General features: G+C 67.0%; 15 protein-coding genes. 6 read left to right on the top strand and 9 right to left on the bottom strand.

From position 1 onward, the window contains the following. Positions 1–344: 344 nt before the first annotated feature. A complete protein-coding gene (locus tag CQW49_RS02840; RefSeq protein ID WP_003612448.1) occupies positions 345–1,385 on the top strand; it encodes a tetratricopeptide repeat protein in 1,041 nt (346 codons plus the stop codon). Positions 1,386–1,420: 35 nt separating this feature from the next. On the opposite strand, the gene CQW49_RS02835 is transcribed toward CQW49_RS02840, so the two are convergent. The 4 genes from CQW49_RS02835 to CQW49_RS02820 form a co-directional block, all read right to left on the bottom strand. After that, positions 1,421–2,038 (bottom strand): DUF1826 domain-containing protein, encoded by a 618-nt coding sequence (locus tag CQW49_RS02835; RefSeq protein ID WP_003612452.1) that lies wholly within the window; start codon positions 2,036–2,038, stop codon positions 1,421–1,423. Next, positions 2,028–3,254, bottom strand: coding sequence for a zinc metallochaperone GTPase ZigA (gene zigA, locus CQW49_RS02830; RefSeq protein ID WP_003612454.1), 1,227 nt, complete (start codon positions 3,252–3,254; stop codon positions 2,028–2,030). The genes CQW49_RS02835 and zigA overlap by 11 nt, the downstream gene beginning before the upstream one ends. Positions 3,255–3,455: 201 nt before the next feature. Beyond that, positions 3,456–3,770, bottom strand: a complete 315-nt coding sequence (locus CQW49_RS02825) for a hypothetical protein (RefSeq protein ID WP_003612456.1) — start codon at positions 3,768–3,770, stop codon at positions 3,456–3,458. 133 nt (positions 3,771–3,903) lie between these two features. Beyond that, positions 3,904–4,095 (bottom strand): hypothetical protein, encoded by a 192-nt coding sequence (locus CQW49_RS02820; RefSeq protein ID WP_003612457.1) that lies wholly within the window; start codon positions 4,093–4,095, stop codon positions 3,904–3,906. Positions 4,096–4,208: 113 nt separating this feature from the next. Here CQW49_RS02820 and CQW49_RS02815 point away from each other — a divergent pair, with 113 nt between their 5' ends. Both CQW49_RS02815 and CQW49_RS02810 read left to right on the top strand, forming a co-directional pair. Beyond that, complete coding sequence (locus CQW49_RS02815; RefSeq protein ID WP_003612458.1) at positions 4,209–4,868, top strand: alpha/beta hydrolase; 660 nt, start codon at positions 4,209–4,211, stop codon at positions 4,866–4,868. Positions 4,869–4,927: 59 nt separating this feature from the next. Next, positions 4,928–5,137 (top strand): hypothetical protein, encoded by a 210-nt coding sequence (locus CQW49_RS02810; RefSeq protein ID WP_003612459.1) that lies wholly within the window; start codon positions 4,928–4,930, stop codon positions 5,135–5,137. Between the two features lie 107 nt (positions 5,138–5,244). Here CQW49_RS02810 and CQW49_RS02805 read toward each other — a convergent pair whose 3' ends face one another. Genes CQW49_RS02805 through CQW49_RS02795 form a run of 3 tightly spaced genes read right to left on the bottom strand, consistent with a single transcriptional unit; the run spans position 5,245 to position 7,939 of the window. Then, entirely contained in the window at positions 5,245–6,612 is a 1,368-nt protein-coding gene (locus CQW49_RS02805) for an ATP-binding protein (RefSeq protein WP_003612460.1), read from the bottom strand. Further along, positions 6,609–7,391: a response regulator gene (locus CQW49_RS02800; RefSeq protein ID WP_003612461.1), complete on the bottom strand. Its 783-nt coding sequence runs from the start codon at positions 7,389–7,391 to the stop codon at positions 6,609–6,611. The genes CQW49_RS02805 and CQW49_RS02800 overlap by 4 nt, the downstream gene beginning before the upstream one ends. Continuing rightward, positions 7,388–7,939, bottom strand: a complete 552-nt coding sequence (locus CQW49_RS02795; protein ID WP_003612462.1) for a MarR family winged helix-turn-helix transcriptional regulator — start codon at positions 7,937–7,939, stop codon at positions 7,388–7,390. Before CQW49_RS02795 ends, CQW49_RS02800 begins: the two co-directional genes overlap by 4 nt. 245 nt (positions 7,940–8,184) lie before the next feature. Here CQW49_RS02795 and CQW49_RS02790 point away from each other — a divergent pair, with 245 nt between their 5' ends. The 3 genes from CQW49_RS02790 (at position 8,185) to CQW49_RS02780 (ending at position 10,850) form a co-directional block, all read left to right on the top strand. Further along, a complete protein-coding gene (locus tag CQW49_RS02790) occupies positions 8,185–9,075 on the top strand; it encodes a branched-chain amino acid aminotransferase (RefSeq protein ID WP_003612463.1) in 891 nt (296 codons plus the stop codon). Positions 9,076–9,228: 153 nt separating this feature from the next. Further along, positions 9,229–10,647, top strand: coding sequence for a glutamate synthase subunit beta (locus tag CQW49_RS02785; protein ID WP_003612464.1), 1,419 nt, complete (start codon positions 9,229–9,231; stop codon positions 10,645–10,647). An 8-nt stretch (positions 10,648–10,655) separates the two neighbouring features. Beyond that, the gene (locus CQW49_RS02780; RefSeq protein WP_003612466.1) at positions 10,656–10,850 is read left to right on the top strand and encodes a hypothetical protein; all 195 of its coding nucleotides are present in this window, start codon (positions 10,656–10,658) and stop codon (positions 10,848–10,850) included. Between the two features lie 39 nt (positions 10,851–10,889). Here CQW49_RS02780 and CQW49_RS02775 read toward each other — a convergent pair whose 3' ends face one another. Both CQW49_RS02775 and CQW49_RS02770 read right to left on the bottom strand, forming a co-directional pair. Further along, entirely contained in the window at positions 10,890–11,498 is a 609-nt protein-coding gene (locus CQW49_RS02775) for a L,D-transpeptidase (protein ID WP_003612468.1), read from the bottom strand. A gap of 285 nt (positions 11,499–11,783) precedes the next feature. Further along, positions 11,784–13,094 (bottom strand): SGNH/GDSL hydrolase family protein, encoded by a 1,311-nt coding sequence (locus CQW49_RS02770; RefSeq protein WP_051418607.1) that lies wholly within the window; start codon positions 13,092–13,094, stop codon positions 11,784–11,786. Positions 13,095–13,190 lie beyond the last annotated feature (96 nt).

The following is a 13,190-nucleotide window of genomic DNA, read 5'->3' as shown; positions in this document are numbered from 1 at the left end:
GTGGCGGGCGCGCCGGTCGGGCTTTTTCGGCGCGGGAACGCGGGGCCTCTTGCAAAGCGCCCGCGGCCTCGTCACTCTTCGCCGCGATGACGGCGGATTTTTGAGCGGCGGTCGCAGGACGACCGATTCGGGGGCCATCATGACCGAAATTTCTTTCAGCGCCGGCTTTTCGGCGCGCCGTCCGGCTGCGCTGCTCAGCTGACGGGACGAATCGCGGTGTCCCGGCGCGGCCTCTGCTGGCCGCTCGTCGTCGTCGCCCGCGTGATCCGATGGCCGCGTTCGACGCAGGTCGTCGCGGGAATAAAAATGGCGGAATCGTCAACTCCAAGGAGCCCGTTGACCAGATGGCGCGTTTTTCGTTCGACCTCCCAACCCTCCGGCCGCTTCGGCTCGCGCTCGCCGCGACCGCGCTCGTCGCCTTCGGCGCCACGGCCGACGCCAGGAGCCATCATAAGGCGCAACACAAGGTCCAGCACCGGAGCACGCATCTCGCCGATCTGTGGACCGGTTGCCGATCCGGCGATCCCGACAAGCGCATCGCCGCCTGCACGGAGATCATCGAGCTCGGCGCCCAGGAAACCAAGCACAATCACGTCGTCGCTCATGTCAATCGCGGCGGCGCCTATCACGCCAAGGGCGACTACGACCTCGCCATCGCCGATTACGACATGGCGCTGCAGATGGACCGGCGCGCGGCGGCGGCCGCGCTTTCCGCCCGCGCCGCCGCCAAGCGCGCCAAGGGCGACGTCGCCGGCGCCATCGGCGACTATGACACGCTGATCGAGGCCCAGCCGAAATCGACGGAGGCCTATATCGGCCGCGCCGACGCGCGCCAGAGCGCGGGCGATCTCGACCGCGCCATCGCCGACTATGACAAGGCGCTGCAGCTCGACAAGAAATCGGCGATGGCGCTCGCCAATCGTGGCCGCGCCTATAAGGCGAAGGGCGATCTCGATCATGCGCTCGCAGATTTCGACGCCGCCGTGAAGCTGGAGCCGAAATCGGCCCGCGCTCTGCTCGACCGCGCGGCCTTCTATCAGGCGAAGGGCGATCTCGACCATGCGCTCGCCGACTATGACGCCGCGATCGCGCGCGACGGCAAGCAGGCTGTCTCCTACAATAATCGCGGCCTCGCGCTGCACGCCAAGGGCGATTACGACAAGGCGCTCGCCGATTTCAGCAAGGCGATCGAGCTCGATCCGAAATATGCGCGCGCCTACCTCAACCGCGCCAATGCGCTTCGCGGCAAGCACGAGCTGGAGCCGGCCAAGGCCGATCTCGAGCAGGCGCTCCGCCTCGATCCCAATCTCGCCGCGGCGAAGAAGGCCCTCGACGATGTGACGAAGCTGCTCGCAAATCGCGCTGTCGCGCCGTCCCCGCACTGACAGCGGGCGCGCGCCGAGGTTCTTCGCGCGGGCCTTCAGCCCGCGAGAGCCTCGTCGATCGCCACGAACAGCCGGGTTGCGCCGCTTCCGGCGATGGGCGGCGAGCGGTGCGGCAGAGCGGGGACGTCGGGCGTCGCCGCTTTGCCGCCGCGCATGACGGCGATCCAGCCGCGATCCATGCGGCGGATCGAGTCCGGCGTCGGCGTCGCGCCCTCCGCGAGCAGAGAAAGGTCCGCCGTGTCCAGCCATTGCGTGCCTGGGCCGCGATAGGTGGTCGCCAGACGAAACCGCACATTATCGGTGTGGAACAGCCGGCAGGCGTCGTCGATGATGGTCTCGATCCGCACGACGAGACGCGCCGCCCGCGTCGTCTCTCGATAGAGCCGCGCCAGCTCGAGAATATCGGCGCTGAGCCAGTCCGCGAGCGACGGCTCGAGGCGAAAGCTCGCCGCTGCATCCGCGACAGCGCGCGGCAGAGCGTTCATGTCTCCGGTGAGGCGCAGGCGCATCGATGCGGGCAAAATCGCTACATCCAGTTGCGCGGCCATCGAGCGCTCCAGCGAGCGGGGAATGAGCAGCAGCGAGCGTCCGTGCAGCGGGCTGCGCGAGGGGGCGCCGCCGAAGTCGCCCCCGTCCGTCGGCTCACGCAGCATTGGTCCGCTCCCAGGCCGGGAAGGGATCGGGAAGCTTGCGATAGGCGGCAGGATCGAAGCTCTTGGTCTTGTCCTTGCCGACGAGACAATCATCCAGCGCCCGACGGATCGCCGCCTCGTCCATGCCGACGCCGATGAACACCATCTCCTGACGCCGATCGCCCCAGACCGCGTCCCAATGGCGATCGAACAGACGCTTCCACTCGGGGTGGTCGGGCCAATGCCGCCTCGGCACGGCGACCCACCAATAGCCCATGGCGGCGACATGGGCGATCGCGCCGGCGAGCGAGAATTCGCCGACCCAGTTCGGCCGGGTGGCGAGCCAGAAATGCCCTTTGGCGCGAATGAGCCCCGGCCAGGTCGCATTGATGAAGGCGTTGAATTTCTCCGGGTGGAACGGTCGCCGCGCCCGATAGACGAAGCTCTCGATTCCATATTGGTCGGTCTCGGGGACATGCTCCTTCGGGCTGTAGAGCGCCTTATGCCAGAGCGGATGGCGCTCGGCTTTCTCCTCGTCGAAGAGGCCGGTGTCGAGAATAGCGTCCATCGGCGCCCGGCCGAAGTCGGTCTCGACGATGCGTGCGTCGGCGTTGAGCGATCTGACCACCTTGCGCACCAGCGCGAGCCGCTCCGGCGAAACGGCCGAGGCCTTGTTGATGACGATCACATCGGCGAATTCGATCTGCTCCACCAGGAGATCGACGAGGGTGCGATCGTCCTCCTCGCCGGCGGTCTCGCCGCGGTCGCGCAGAAAGTCGTTGGAGCCGTAATCCTGCAGCAGGCTGACGGCGTCGACCACCGTCACCATCGTATCGAGCCGGGCGAGGTCCGAGAGGCTCGCGCCATCGTCGTCGCGAAAGGAGAAGGTGCTCGCCACCGGCAGCGGCTCGGCGATGCCGGTGCTCTCGATCAACAGATAGTCGAAACGACCTTCCTCGCCGAGACGGCGCACCTCGGCGAGCAGATCGTCGCGCAGCGTGCAGCAGATGCAGCCATTGGTCATCTCCACCAGCTTCTCGTCGGTGCGCGACAGCTCGGCGCCGCCGTCGCGGACGAGATCGGCGTCGATATTCACCTCGCTCATGTCGTTGACGATCACGGCGACGCGACGCCCCTCGCGATTGTTGAGCACATGATTGAGCAGAGTGGTCTTGCCGGCGCCGAGGAAGCCGGACAGCACGGTGACGGGGAGGCGATGATCCGCAGTCTCGTTCATGGCGGGCCTTTTGATGTTATGTTATAACATACACTGATAACGGCCGCTGCGTTCGGCGTCAAATCGACCCGGTAGTTCATGTTTTGTTCTAGATCAACGTCAGCCGTCGCCTGCGCGGGCAGGATATTCTGCGCCACGGAGACGACGGCTGTGGTGAACTCGGTTTGGAGAATGTGTCCCGGAGGGAGGGGCGCCGCGCTCTCAGAGCGAGACGTAGACGAACTTCAGGCCCTTCAGAGTAGGATAGTTCTCGCGCAGCGCCTTGGCGACCTTGCCGACCAGCTCCTTGTCGCCGGCGGCGGAAGGTCCGACGAAATCCGTCCCCTGCATCCAGGTCTCGAGGAAGCAGTGAAGCGTGTCGTCATAGGCGGCGTCGGTCGGATGGGCGCTCTTGTCCACGAGCGAGGCCAGCCCCTCGGCGCTGACCTCGAGGCGCCAGTCGCGGTCGTCGGTCACCGAGCCGATCAGCTTTGCGATATCGGCGTCTGTCCAGTCGCTCTTGAGATCTACCGTCATCGAGGGTCTCCGCAGAGTGCTCGCTTGCGGGAGGGCGACCGTTCCGCCGCTCCCGCCTCGGATAATGGATACGAATGACAGGGACCGCCTGTCGGATTTCAGACAGGGTGCGGCCGCTGCGTCTTCCGTCGGCTTACTTCTTGGTGAGCTTCGCGACCGCCATGTCGATCGCGGTTGTGGCCTCGCCGACGGTGAGCCAGGCGTCGGCCCGCTCCTCGTTCTTGAAGGTCTTGCCCAGATTATACGGTTCCTCACCAGGCACATGCAGGAAGCAGGCCCATTTGCCGTCCGGCTGCTCCTCGACCGTCACTTTGTAGTCCGCCACGCGGTCCTCCTCTTGCTTTACGGCATCGATTCTCGTTCGGCGCCGATCCCTCTTCGGCGCCTAATCTCGAGAAGCAGTTTGGGCGCCAGCGTCGCTGGCGTCGCGGAGGAGTCATGACCGAAATCGTCGAAGGGCCGGCGCTGGCCGCCCTGACCTGCGGCAAGCCCGCCTTTCTCGTGGTGCTGCTGCATGGGGAAGGGGAGAGCGGACAAGCATTCATCGATCAGGCGCTGAATTGGGCGCCGACCCTGCCCAAAGCCGAGTTTCTCGCCGCCGAGGCGCCTGGCGGGCGCTGGTTCGACGCGGCGGAAGAGGGCGGCCTCGAGAAGGGCCTCGCGGCGCTCGACCGTTTCCTCGACGCGGCGTTGGAGAAGCGCCGGCTGCCGCCCTCGCATCTGGCGCTGGTCGGCTTCTCGCAAGGCGCGACGCTGGCGTTGCGCGCCGGGCTCGCGCGGCCGGGGCCGCTCAAGGCGGTGGTCGCGTTCTCGGGCGGCCAGTATGGCGCGCCGGCGCCGCAAGCTTCTGGCGCGCCGCCGATTCTGCTGATCCACGGGGACGCCGACGAAATCGCGCCGCTCGCCGCCATGCGCGAGGCCAAGGCGGCGATCACGGCCGGCGGCGGACGCGTCTGGTCGATGACGCGCAAGGGCCTCGGCCATGCGCTCGACGACGACGGGGTGATCGCCGCCGGCGATTTTCTCACCGAGCATGTCGTCCAGAAGAAGGGCGGGGACGATCACGACGATCATGATCACGATGATCACGATCATTGAGAAGCGGCATGGCTCTTGCGGAATGACGCTAGGCTCTGAACGCGAAAGGAGAAGCGACGATGGCTCTGACGGCTGAGGATATCAAGGAAGGCAAATGCTATGCGACGTCGGGAAAAGAGCGATACAAGGTGATCGCCATCAATCCGCGCGGGATCGTCAGCTTTCTGACCTTCGAGGGCAACAGCAAGCCCGGTCCGTTGCGCGCCAATTGCGGCATGAAGGCCTTTCTCGAAGGCGTGACGAAGGAAATCCCCTGTCCGGCGGAGTAATGGGGCGAAACCCACGCGAAGATCGAACATCGATGACGTATGGGCCTTCCGCAGCGGCGTCCGCCGCTGCGGTCACTCGACTTTAAGCCGCCGGGAATCCCCGGCGATCACACCGGCAGGCTGACCGTCGCGCGCAGGCCGCCGAGTGGGGAGTCGGAGAGCTTCACATTGCCGCCATGCGCATAGGCGATGTCGCGGGCGATGGCGAGGCCGAGGCCGGAATGGCTCTCGTCCTGATTGCGCGACTCGTCGAGCCGATAGAATGGGCGGAAGGCGTCCTCGCGCTTATCATCGGGTATGCCGGGACCATCGTCGTCGATATGAATGACGAGACGGGCGCCGTCGTTCGAGCCCGAGAGCTCCAGGCGCTTCGCATAGCGCTGGGCGTTGCCGACGAGATTGGCGAGGCAGCGGCGGAAGGCCGCCGGCCGTACCGCAGCCTGCGGTCGGCCCGAGAAGCGCGTCTTCGCCTCGAGCCCGAGCCGCTGCGACTCGGCGCAGATCTCCTCGAGCAGGGCGGAGACGTCCACGGACTCGGTCGACTCGCCGGCGTCGCCGCGCGCGAAGGCGAGATAGCCTTCGACCATCCCCTCCATCTCGGCCACATCCTTCCTCATCTCCGCCGACTCGGGCGAATCGCCGATCAACGCCAGAGACAGCTTGAAGCGGGTGATGATGGTGCGCAGATCATGCGACACGCCGCTCAGCATGGTCTTGCGCTGCTCCATGGCGCGCTCGACGCGGCGCTTCATCTCGAGAAAAGCGGCGCCCGCCTGCCGCACCTCGCGCGCCCCGCGTGGGCTGAAGGCGACCTCGCGGCCCTTGCCGAACTCCTCCGCCGCGCGCGCGAGCCGCAGGATCGGGCGGATCTGATTGCGCAGGAAGGAGGCGGCGATGGCGATGATGACGAGCGAGGCGATCACCGTCCAGATGAAGAAAATCTCGGAATTGGAGGCGTAGGCGTAAGTGCGGCTGGCGAGAATCCGCAGATTCGTGTCCGGCAAAGCGACGCGGATCTCGACGAAATGCGAGCGCCCCACCGTGTCGATCCAGAAGGGGTGCGTGAGGCGCCGCGACAATTCGCGCGAGAGCGTGTGGTCGAGCAGCGAGAAGAACGGCTTCCCGGTCGGCGGCGGCAGCGGCTCCACGGGAAGGAAATGCAGCTCGACATTGAGGTCCATGCCGGCGATGCGCTGTAGCGTTCCCTGCCGCCCCGGCTCCGGCAGCGCGTCATAGAGATCGACCAGCGCCGCGACGTCGCGCGCCACGGCGGCGGAAAGCCGCGAGGTCACCGCCTGCCAATGGCGCTCCATGAAGAAATAGGCGACCGCCGATTGCAGCAGCACGATCGGGAGAATCACGATCAGCAGCGAGCGGGCGTAGAGGCCCTTGGGCATGCGCTCGTGCAGCCAGCCGGCGACGCCGCGCCACAGGCGGCGGGGCGCGTCGAGTGGAGCGGGAAGGGCTAAAGTCATGGCTTGCTTCCGTTTTCCTCGTCCTCGCCGATCATCTCGTCGACCCATAGCCGGTAGCCCCGGCCGCGGATCGTCTGCAGATGACGCGGGCCGTCCTCGTCGCGCTCGATCTTGCGGCGCAGCCGCGCAATCTCGACATCGACGCTTCGCTCGCCCGCGGACTCGACTTTGCCATCGACCGCGCGCCGCGCCAACCTTTGTCGTGGCACGATCGCGCCGGCTTCGAGCGAGAGCGCCGTCAAGATCTCGCTCTCGCGCGTCGTCAGATGGACGAATTTGTCATGCTCCAGCAATCGGCCCTTTTCGAGGTCGAAGACGAAAGCGCCGAAGCGGACGGCCGTCACGCCGCAAAGGCGCGCCGGACGGCTGGCGCGGCGCAGAATCGCGGCGATGCGCAGCGACAGCTCGCGCGGCTCGAAGGGCTTGGCGAGATAATCGTCGACGCCGGCCTCGAGCCCGTCGAGGCGATCCCGCGTCTCGCCGAGCGCGGTCAGCATCAGGATCGGCGCCGTGCGCGATTGCCCCGGGTCCCGGCGCAGGCGCTGCGCGAATTGCACGCCGCTCTCGCCCGGCATCATCACATCGAGCACGATGAGGTCGAACTCCATGTCGCCGAGCAGCGCCGTCGCCTGCTCGGCGTCGGCGGCGGCGCTGACGATATAGCCCTCGGCGGCGAGATAGCGCGTGAGCAGGGTGCGGATGCGCTTGTCGTCGTCGACGACGAGAATATGGCGCCGGGCGCGATCCTCCTCCGGCGAGGCCGCGACCGCGAGGCTCATGCGGCGTCGTCTCGGCGCCGGCGCCGCGGCGAGAGATGGGCGCGCACGCCCTCGCGGTCGGCCGAGTTCACCATGGCGAGCAGGAAGTCGGCCGCCGTGTCCTGCGCGCCTTGCGGCAGCTCGCCGAACACGCGGCGAAAGCGCTCAGACTGCAGCGCCGCGAGCTCCTGCGCCAGCCGCACGCCGTTCGGCGTCGCGAACAAGAGCCGCTGGCGGCGGTCGATGGCGCCGGGACGCGCCTCCACCAAGCCGGCGTCGAGCAATTGCTTCAGCACGCGGTTGAGGCTCTGCTTGGTGATCTTCAGAATATCGAGCAGAGCGGCGATGGGAAGGCCCGGGCGCCGGCTGACGAAATGCAGCACGCGGTGATGCGCGCGGCCGAAGCCGTAGTTCTCGAGCAGGCGGTCGGCGTCGCCGACGAAATCGCGATAGGCGAAGAAGAACAGCTCGATGAAATCGACCATCGGCTCGTTCTGGACTTCCGCCTGGGCGCGGCTGGCCGCCGGCTGCGGCGTCGTTCCCCTGACGAGCTTGCGTTCGACTGCCATCTTCACATCGAGGTCCGCGCTAAATCAGGGAGACAGTTTTCCGGGAGATCCGGCAAAGGACAAATCCCCGAGCCCTCGTCCTGAGGAGCCGCCGGACGCCCGCTTCGCGGGCTCCTCAGGGCGACGGGCGGCGTCCTTGCATCCGATCGCCTGACTCATACGTCAGCTATATTGACATATTTCTGACGCGTGGCTAGTGGTCACGATCAGAGCGGCGGTCAGGCGACAGCCCAGCGGAGATTCCAATGTCGGTCTTGCCCTTCGATCAGCGCGACGGCCACATCTGGTTCGATGGCGCGCTTCTCCCTTGGCGGGACGCCAAGCTGCATGTGCTCTCGCACGGCCTGCACTACGGCTCCAGCGTGTTCGAGGGCGAGCGCGCCTATGGCGGCGTCATCTTCAAATCGACCGAGCATTCCGAGCGCTTTCGCCGCTCGGCGCAGATTCTCGACTTCGAGATTCCCTATTCGGTGGCGGAACTCGATGCGGCCAAGAAAGCCGTCGTCGACGCCAATGGATTCTCGAGCTGCTATGTGCGGCCGGTGGCTTGGCGCGGCAGCGAGATGATGGCGGTCGCGGCGCAGAATTCGACGATCCATGTGGCCATCGCCGTGTGGGACTGGCCGAGCATGTTCGACGTCGAGACCAAGATGAAGGGCATCCGTCTCGACATCGCCGATTATCGCCGGCCCGATCCGCAGACCGCGCCGTCGCTGGCCAAGGCGGCGGGCCTCTACATGATCTGCACCATCTCCAAGCATCGGGCCGAGCGGCGCGGCTATGCCGACGCGCTGATGCTGGACTGGCAGGGCCGCGTCGCCGAATGCACCGGCGCCAATGTGTTCTTCGTCGTGGACGGCGTGCTGCACACGCCGATCGCCGACTGCTTCCTCGACGGCATCACCCGCCGCACCGTGATCGATCTCGCGCGCCGCCGTGGCATAGAGGTGGTCGAGCGGCGCATCATGCCGGAGGAGTTGCCGGGCTTCAGCGAATGCTTCATCTGCGGCACGGGCGCCGAGGTGACGCCGGTCGCCGAGGCCGGGCCCTATCACTTCACGCCGGGCGCCATCTCGCGCATGATGGTCGAGGACTATGCGCGCGAGGTCCTGCCGAAGGCCGCCGCAGCGGAGTGAGACTGCGCGGGCGATGCGCTCGCGTGCTCAGAATTTGCCATCGTGCGCCCTCGGTCTTCATGTTAGGAATCGGACATCGGGAACGGGTGCGAGACGACGCCCGCGGGGGAGCGGCCTCGGCCGGAGGGTTGGCGACGATATGGGCGAGATGACATGGGCAAGGTGACGGGCTTTCTCGAGATCGACCGGCAGGACCGAAAATATAAGCCGGCCGCCGATCGCATTCGCCATTACGACGAATTCGTCATCGCGCTTTCGGAGGAGGCGACGCGCAATCAGGCGGCGCGCTGCATGGATTGCGGCATTCCGTTCTGCCACAACGGCTGCCCGGTCAATAATCAGATCCCCGACTGGAACGATCTCGTCTATCACGGCGACTGGCGCCGGGCGCTCGCCAATCTGCACTCGACCAACAACTTCCCCGAATTCACCGGCCGCGTCTGCCCCGCGCCCTGCGAAGCCTCCTGCACGCTCAATCTCATCGATCAGCCGGTGACGATCAAGACCATCGAATGCGCCATCGTCGACCGCGGCTTCGAGGCGGGGTGGGTGACGCCCGAGCCGCCGCAGCGCAAGACCGGCAAGCGCATCGCCGTCGTCGGCTCGGGGCCGGCCGGCCTCGCCGCGGCGCAGCAGCTCGCGCGCGCCGGCCATGAGGCGCATGTCTTCGAGAAGCACGAGAAAGCCGGCGGCCTGCTGCGCTACGGCATTCCCGACTTCAAGATGGAGAAGCATCTGATTGACCGCCGCGTCGTGCAGATGGAGGCCGAGGGCGCCGTCTTCCATTACGGCGTGAACGTCGGCGTCGATCTTTCGGTGGACGAGCTCCTCGCGAAACATGACGCGGTGGTGCTCGCCGGCGGCGCCGAGCAGCCGCGCGATCTGCCGGTTCCCGGGCGCGAGCTGCGCGGCGTGCATTTCGCGATGGATTTTCTGCCGCAGCAGAATCGCCGCGTCGCCGGCGAGTCGCTCACGACCAATGAGCCCATTCTCGCCTCGGGCAAGCATGTCGTCGTCATCGGCGGCGGCGACACGGGCTCGGACTGCATCGGCACCTCGGTGCGCCAGGGCGCTCTCTCGGTGACGCAGCTCGAGATCATGCCGCGTCCGCCCGAGAAGGAGAACAAGCTCGTCACCTGGCCCGACTGGCCGCTGAAGCTGCGCACCTCCTCCTCGCATGACGAAGGCTCGGCCCGCGATTTCGCGGTGATGACGCGCGAGTTCGTCGGCCGCGACGGCGTTGTGACCGGCCTGCGCTGCGAGCGCGTCGACGCCAGGATGCAGCCGGTCCCCGGCAGTTCGTTCACGCTTCCCGCCGATCTCGTGCTGCTCGCCATGGGCTTCGTGTCGCCGGTGCGCGAGGGGCTGCTGGAGGCGCTCGGAGTCACGCTGGACGGGCGCGGCAATGTCGCGGCGGACACCAAATCCTATACATCGTCGCGCGACAAAGTGTTCGCGTGCGGGGACATGCGGCGCGGACAGTCGCTCGTCGTCTGGGCGATCCGAGAGGGCCGTCAATGCGCGGCCGCGGTCGACGCCTTTCTGATGGGCGACACCAACCTACCGAGGTAAGCTTCAACATGTCGATCGCGTCGTGGTACTGCGACTATATCGGAACTTCGATCGTCCCTTACGTGCTTCTGGCTCTGCCGCTGGGCGGCGCCTATCTCTATGGGCAAAAGCAGACGCGCCTCGCCTGGATCCTCATCGGGGCATGGGTGGTCCTGCAACTCGCAATGTCGATGGTGAATAATTTCACCTGCTACGCCACTTGAGGCGCGGGCGGCGGCGCGCCGCCGCCCGGCTTTTCACTCTCACAGCACGTTGACGGTCGTTCCGACCTTCACGCGATTGTAGAGATCGCTGACATCGCCGTTCATCATGCGAATGCAGCCCGAGGAGACTCCCTGGCCGATCGTCCAGGGCTCGTTGGAGCCATGGATGCGGAACATGGTGTCGCGCTTGCCCGAATAGAGATACATGGCGCGCGCGCCGAGCGGGTTGTTGGCGCCGCCGCTCATATGGCGCGGCAGGTCCGGCCTCCGCCGCAGCATGGCGGAGGGCGGCGTCCAATTCGGCCATGACTCCTTGCGGCCGATATGGGTGTGTCCGCGCCAGGTGAAGCCCGGCCGACCGACGCCGACGCCATAGCGAATGGCGTGTCCGTCATTCATCGACAGATAGAGATAGCGGTTGCGGGTGTCGACGGTGATGGTTCCCGGCCGGCTGCGCGTCGGATCCTCGACGACGGCGCGCGTGCCGGAGCCGTAATCGCCGGACAGATGCGCGTCGCTATAGGAGGCGCGAGAGACGGCGCCGCCGCCGAACAGAGCGGCGAATGGATTGTCGAACGCCTGCGCGGAGCCCGCGCCGCCGAGCGCGAGAACGATCGCCGCCGCCCCCGCGCGCAAAGAAATGGCCATAATTTTTCTCCCTTCGACCAAAAGGTTGGTGAAGCGAGAGAAAAATGCGGGGCAGGGGCCGGCGTTCCGCTGCTTCCGGCGCGATCGAGGCTTTCCTTTCGCGCAAATCAAAGCGCCGATTGACGTCGATCCGGCAATTCGACGAAAATTGTCGTAACAGACTGGCCGATCGATTTGGGGAGGGCCACAGTCGCGTCAACCTCGTCCTTCGAGACGCCGCGCCTCCGGCGGCTCCTCCCTACCTGGACCGCGAGCCTTCAGGCTCGCTCTTGGACGCCTCGCGCCTCAATTCGGCTCGGTCGCCTTCGCCCCGCCCTTCGGCCAGGAGAAGTCATCGGCGCGGCCGGGATGCGTCGGCTGGTCGCCGCCTTCGACATAAATGTGGTCGACGAGCGCGCGGGCGGCGGAGCCATGGGGATCGGCGGCAGGGGAGGCGGGGCGCCGGCTGCGCCGAGCCAGATCGCCGTCGGCGGCCGCCGCCGCGGTCAGCGGCTGCACGGGGCCGATCGCCGGGCGCTCGGGCAGCGTCGGCGCCGCGACCGGGACCGGCGCGCCCGGCGCGACGATCTGCGGGACGGGCTCGGCGGCCATTGGCGGCCCTTCTTCCATGGGCAGTGCCGCTTCTCCGGCGGGCGGGGCGGCGGCCTCGGGCGCTGGCTGCGGCGCTGCAGGCTGGTGGGCCGCCTCCATGGCGCGCTTCACCTCGCCCTCGACGAAATGCGCCACCTTCCGCGCGCCGACATCGGTGAAATGCACGCCGTCGCCGGCGCGCAGCTTCACGATGCGGCCGTTGATGTCGGGACCGAAGGCCTGATACTGGTTGCGCTCGTCGGCGAAAGCTTCCCAAATGTCGATGAAGGGGGCGCGGTCCAGCGTCGCGCGATCGCGATAAATCTCGTTGAGCTTGGCCATGTCGGCGGAGAAATGCTCGTTCTTCGTCACCGGCAGGCCGACCCAGACGAGCGGGATGTTCTTCTCCCGGAAGGCGGCGCGGATGGCGTCGATGCGCGCGGCGTAGCGCTGGCGCCAGGGCGGCGACAGGGGTTCATAGTTCTGCCCGTCCTCATGCAGCGTCTGGCGGTCGTTGCTGCCGATCATGACCACCGCGAGGTCGATCTTCTCGCCGCCCGCCACGATCTCGCGCACGGCCTTCGGCCAGTCGAAGAAATCGTCGCGCACGAGGCCGGAGCTCTCCTTGCCGCGATGAAGAATCCGCACCTCGGGCCGCTCGGCATAGGCCTCGTCGAGACCATCGGCGAGCTGCTGGGCGAGCGTGTCGCCGAACACCGCGACCTGGAAGACCGGGGCGTTCGGATCGGTCGGCGCCTGCGGCTTGACCTTCTTGGCCGAGCGCGTCTGGCCGCGCCAATAGGCTGGCGCGCCATATTCGCGATGTGGCACGAGGCGCCGCATACGCGGACTCTCGGCCGGCGGGCGGCGCGCCTGCCGCGGAGCCTGTCCGCCGCCGAATATGCCCTGCAGAAAATCCCCGAATGGGTCCTGCGCGCGCGCAGGCTCGGCGGCGCCGAGGACGAGCGCGGCGAGCGCGAGCAGCGGGCCGAGACGGCGAAGGAAGAGGCTGAGGGGCGATCTCATGCGTCGCATTATAGCGCGCCAGCGCGCGCTTTTCGATCCGGGTGAAGGACAGTGCCGACCTCTCGCCCAGCGCGAAGCTCGCGACGGACGTCGAGG

The sequence above is a fragment of the Methylosinus trichosporium OB3b genome (assembly GCF_002752655.1).
In the GTDB taxonomy this organism is placed as follows: domain Bacteria; phylum Pseudomonadota; class Alphaproteobacteria; order Rhizobiales; family Beijerinckiaceae; genus Methylosinus; species Methylosinus trichosporium.
Note: the sequence above shows the minus strand (reverse complement) of the source record. Positions and strands in the feature narration are given on the sequence as shown.

Bases quoted from the DNA above. Each gene is read 5' to 3' on its own strand.
- CQW49_RS02815 (WP_003612458.1), top strand. From the start codon at position 4,209: ATGACCGAAATCGTCGAAGGGCCGGCGCTGGCCGCCCTGACCTGCGGC.
- CQW49_RS02770 (WP_051418607.1), bottom strand. From the start codon at position 13,094: ATGAGATCGCCCCTCAGCCTCTTCCTTCGCCGTCTCGGCCCGCTGCTC.
- CQW49_RS02800 (WP_003612461.1), bottom strand. From the start codon at position 7,391: ATGAGCCTCGCGGTCGCGGCCTCGCCGGAGGAGGATCGCGCCCGGCGC.
- CQW49_RS02785 (WP_003612464.1), top strand. From the start codon at position 9,229: ATGGGCAAGGTGACGGGCTTTCTCGAGATCGACCGGCAGGACCGAAAA.
- CQW49_RS02825 (WP_003612456.1), bottom strand. From the start codon at position 3,770: ATGACGGTAGATCTCAAGAGCGACTGGACAGACGCCGATATCGCAAAG.
- zigA (WP_003612454.1), bottom strand. From the start codon at position 3,254: ATGAACGAGACTGCGGATCATCGCCTCCCCGTCACCGTGCTGTCCGGC.
- CQW49_RS02790 (WP_003612463.1), top strand. From the start codon at position 8,185: ATGTCGGTCTTGCCCTTCGATCAGCGCGACGGCCACATCTGGTTCGAT.
- CQW49_RS02835 (WP_003612452.1), bottom strand. From the start codon at position 2,038: ATGCTGCGTGAGCCGACGGACGGGGGCGACTTCGGCGGCGCCCCCTCG.
- CQW49_RS02780 (WP_003612466.1), top strand. From the start codon at position 10,656: ATGTCGATCGCGTCGTGGTACTGCGACTATATCGGAACTTCGATCGTC.
- CQW49_RS02795 (WP_003612462.1), bottom strand. From the start codon at position 7,939: ATGGCAGTCGAACGCAAGCTCGTCAGGGGAACGACGCCGCAGCCGGCG.
- CQW49_RS02840 (WP_003612448.1), top strand. From the start codon at position 345: ATGGCGCGTTTTTCGTTCGACCTCCCAACCCTCCGGCCGCTTCGGCTC.
- CQW49_RS02805 (WP_003612460.1), bottom strand. From the start codon at position 6,612: ATGACTTTAGCCCTTCCCGCTCCACTCGACGCGCCCCGCCGCCTGTGG.
- CQW49_RS02775 (WP_003612468.1), bottom strand. From the start codon at position 11,498: ATGGCCATTTCTTTGCGCGCGGGGGCGGCGGCGATCGTTCTCGCGCTC.
- CQW49_RS02810 (WP_003612459.1), top strand. From the start codon at position 4,928: ATGGCTCTGACGGCTGAGGATATCAAGGAAGGCAAATGCTATGCGACG.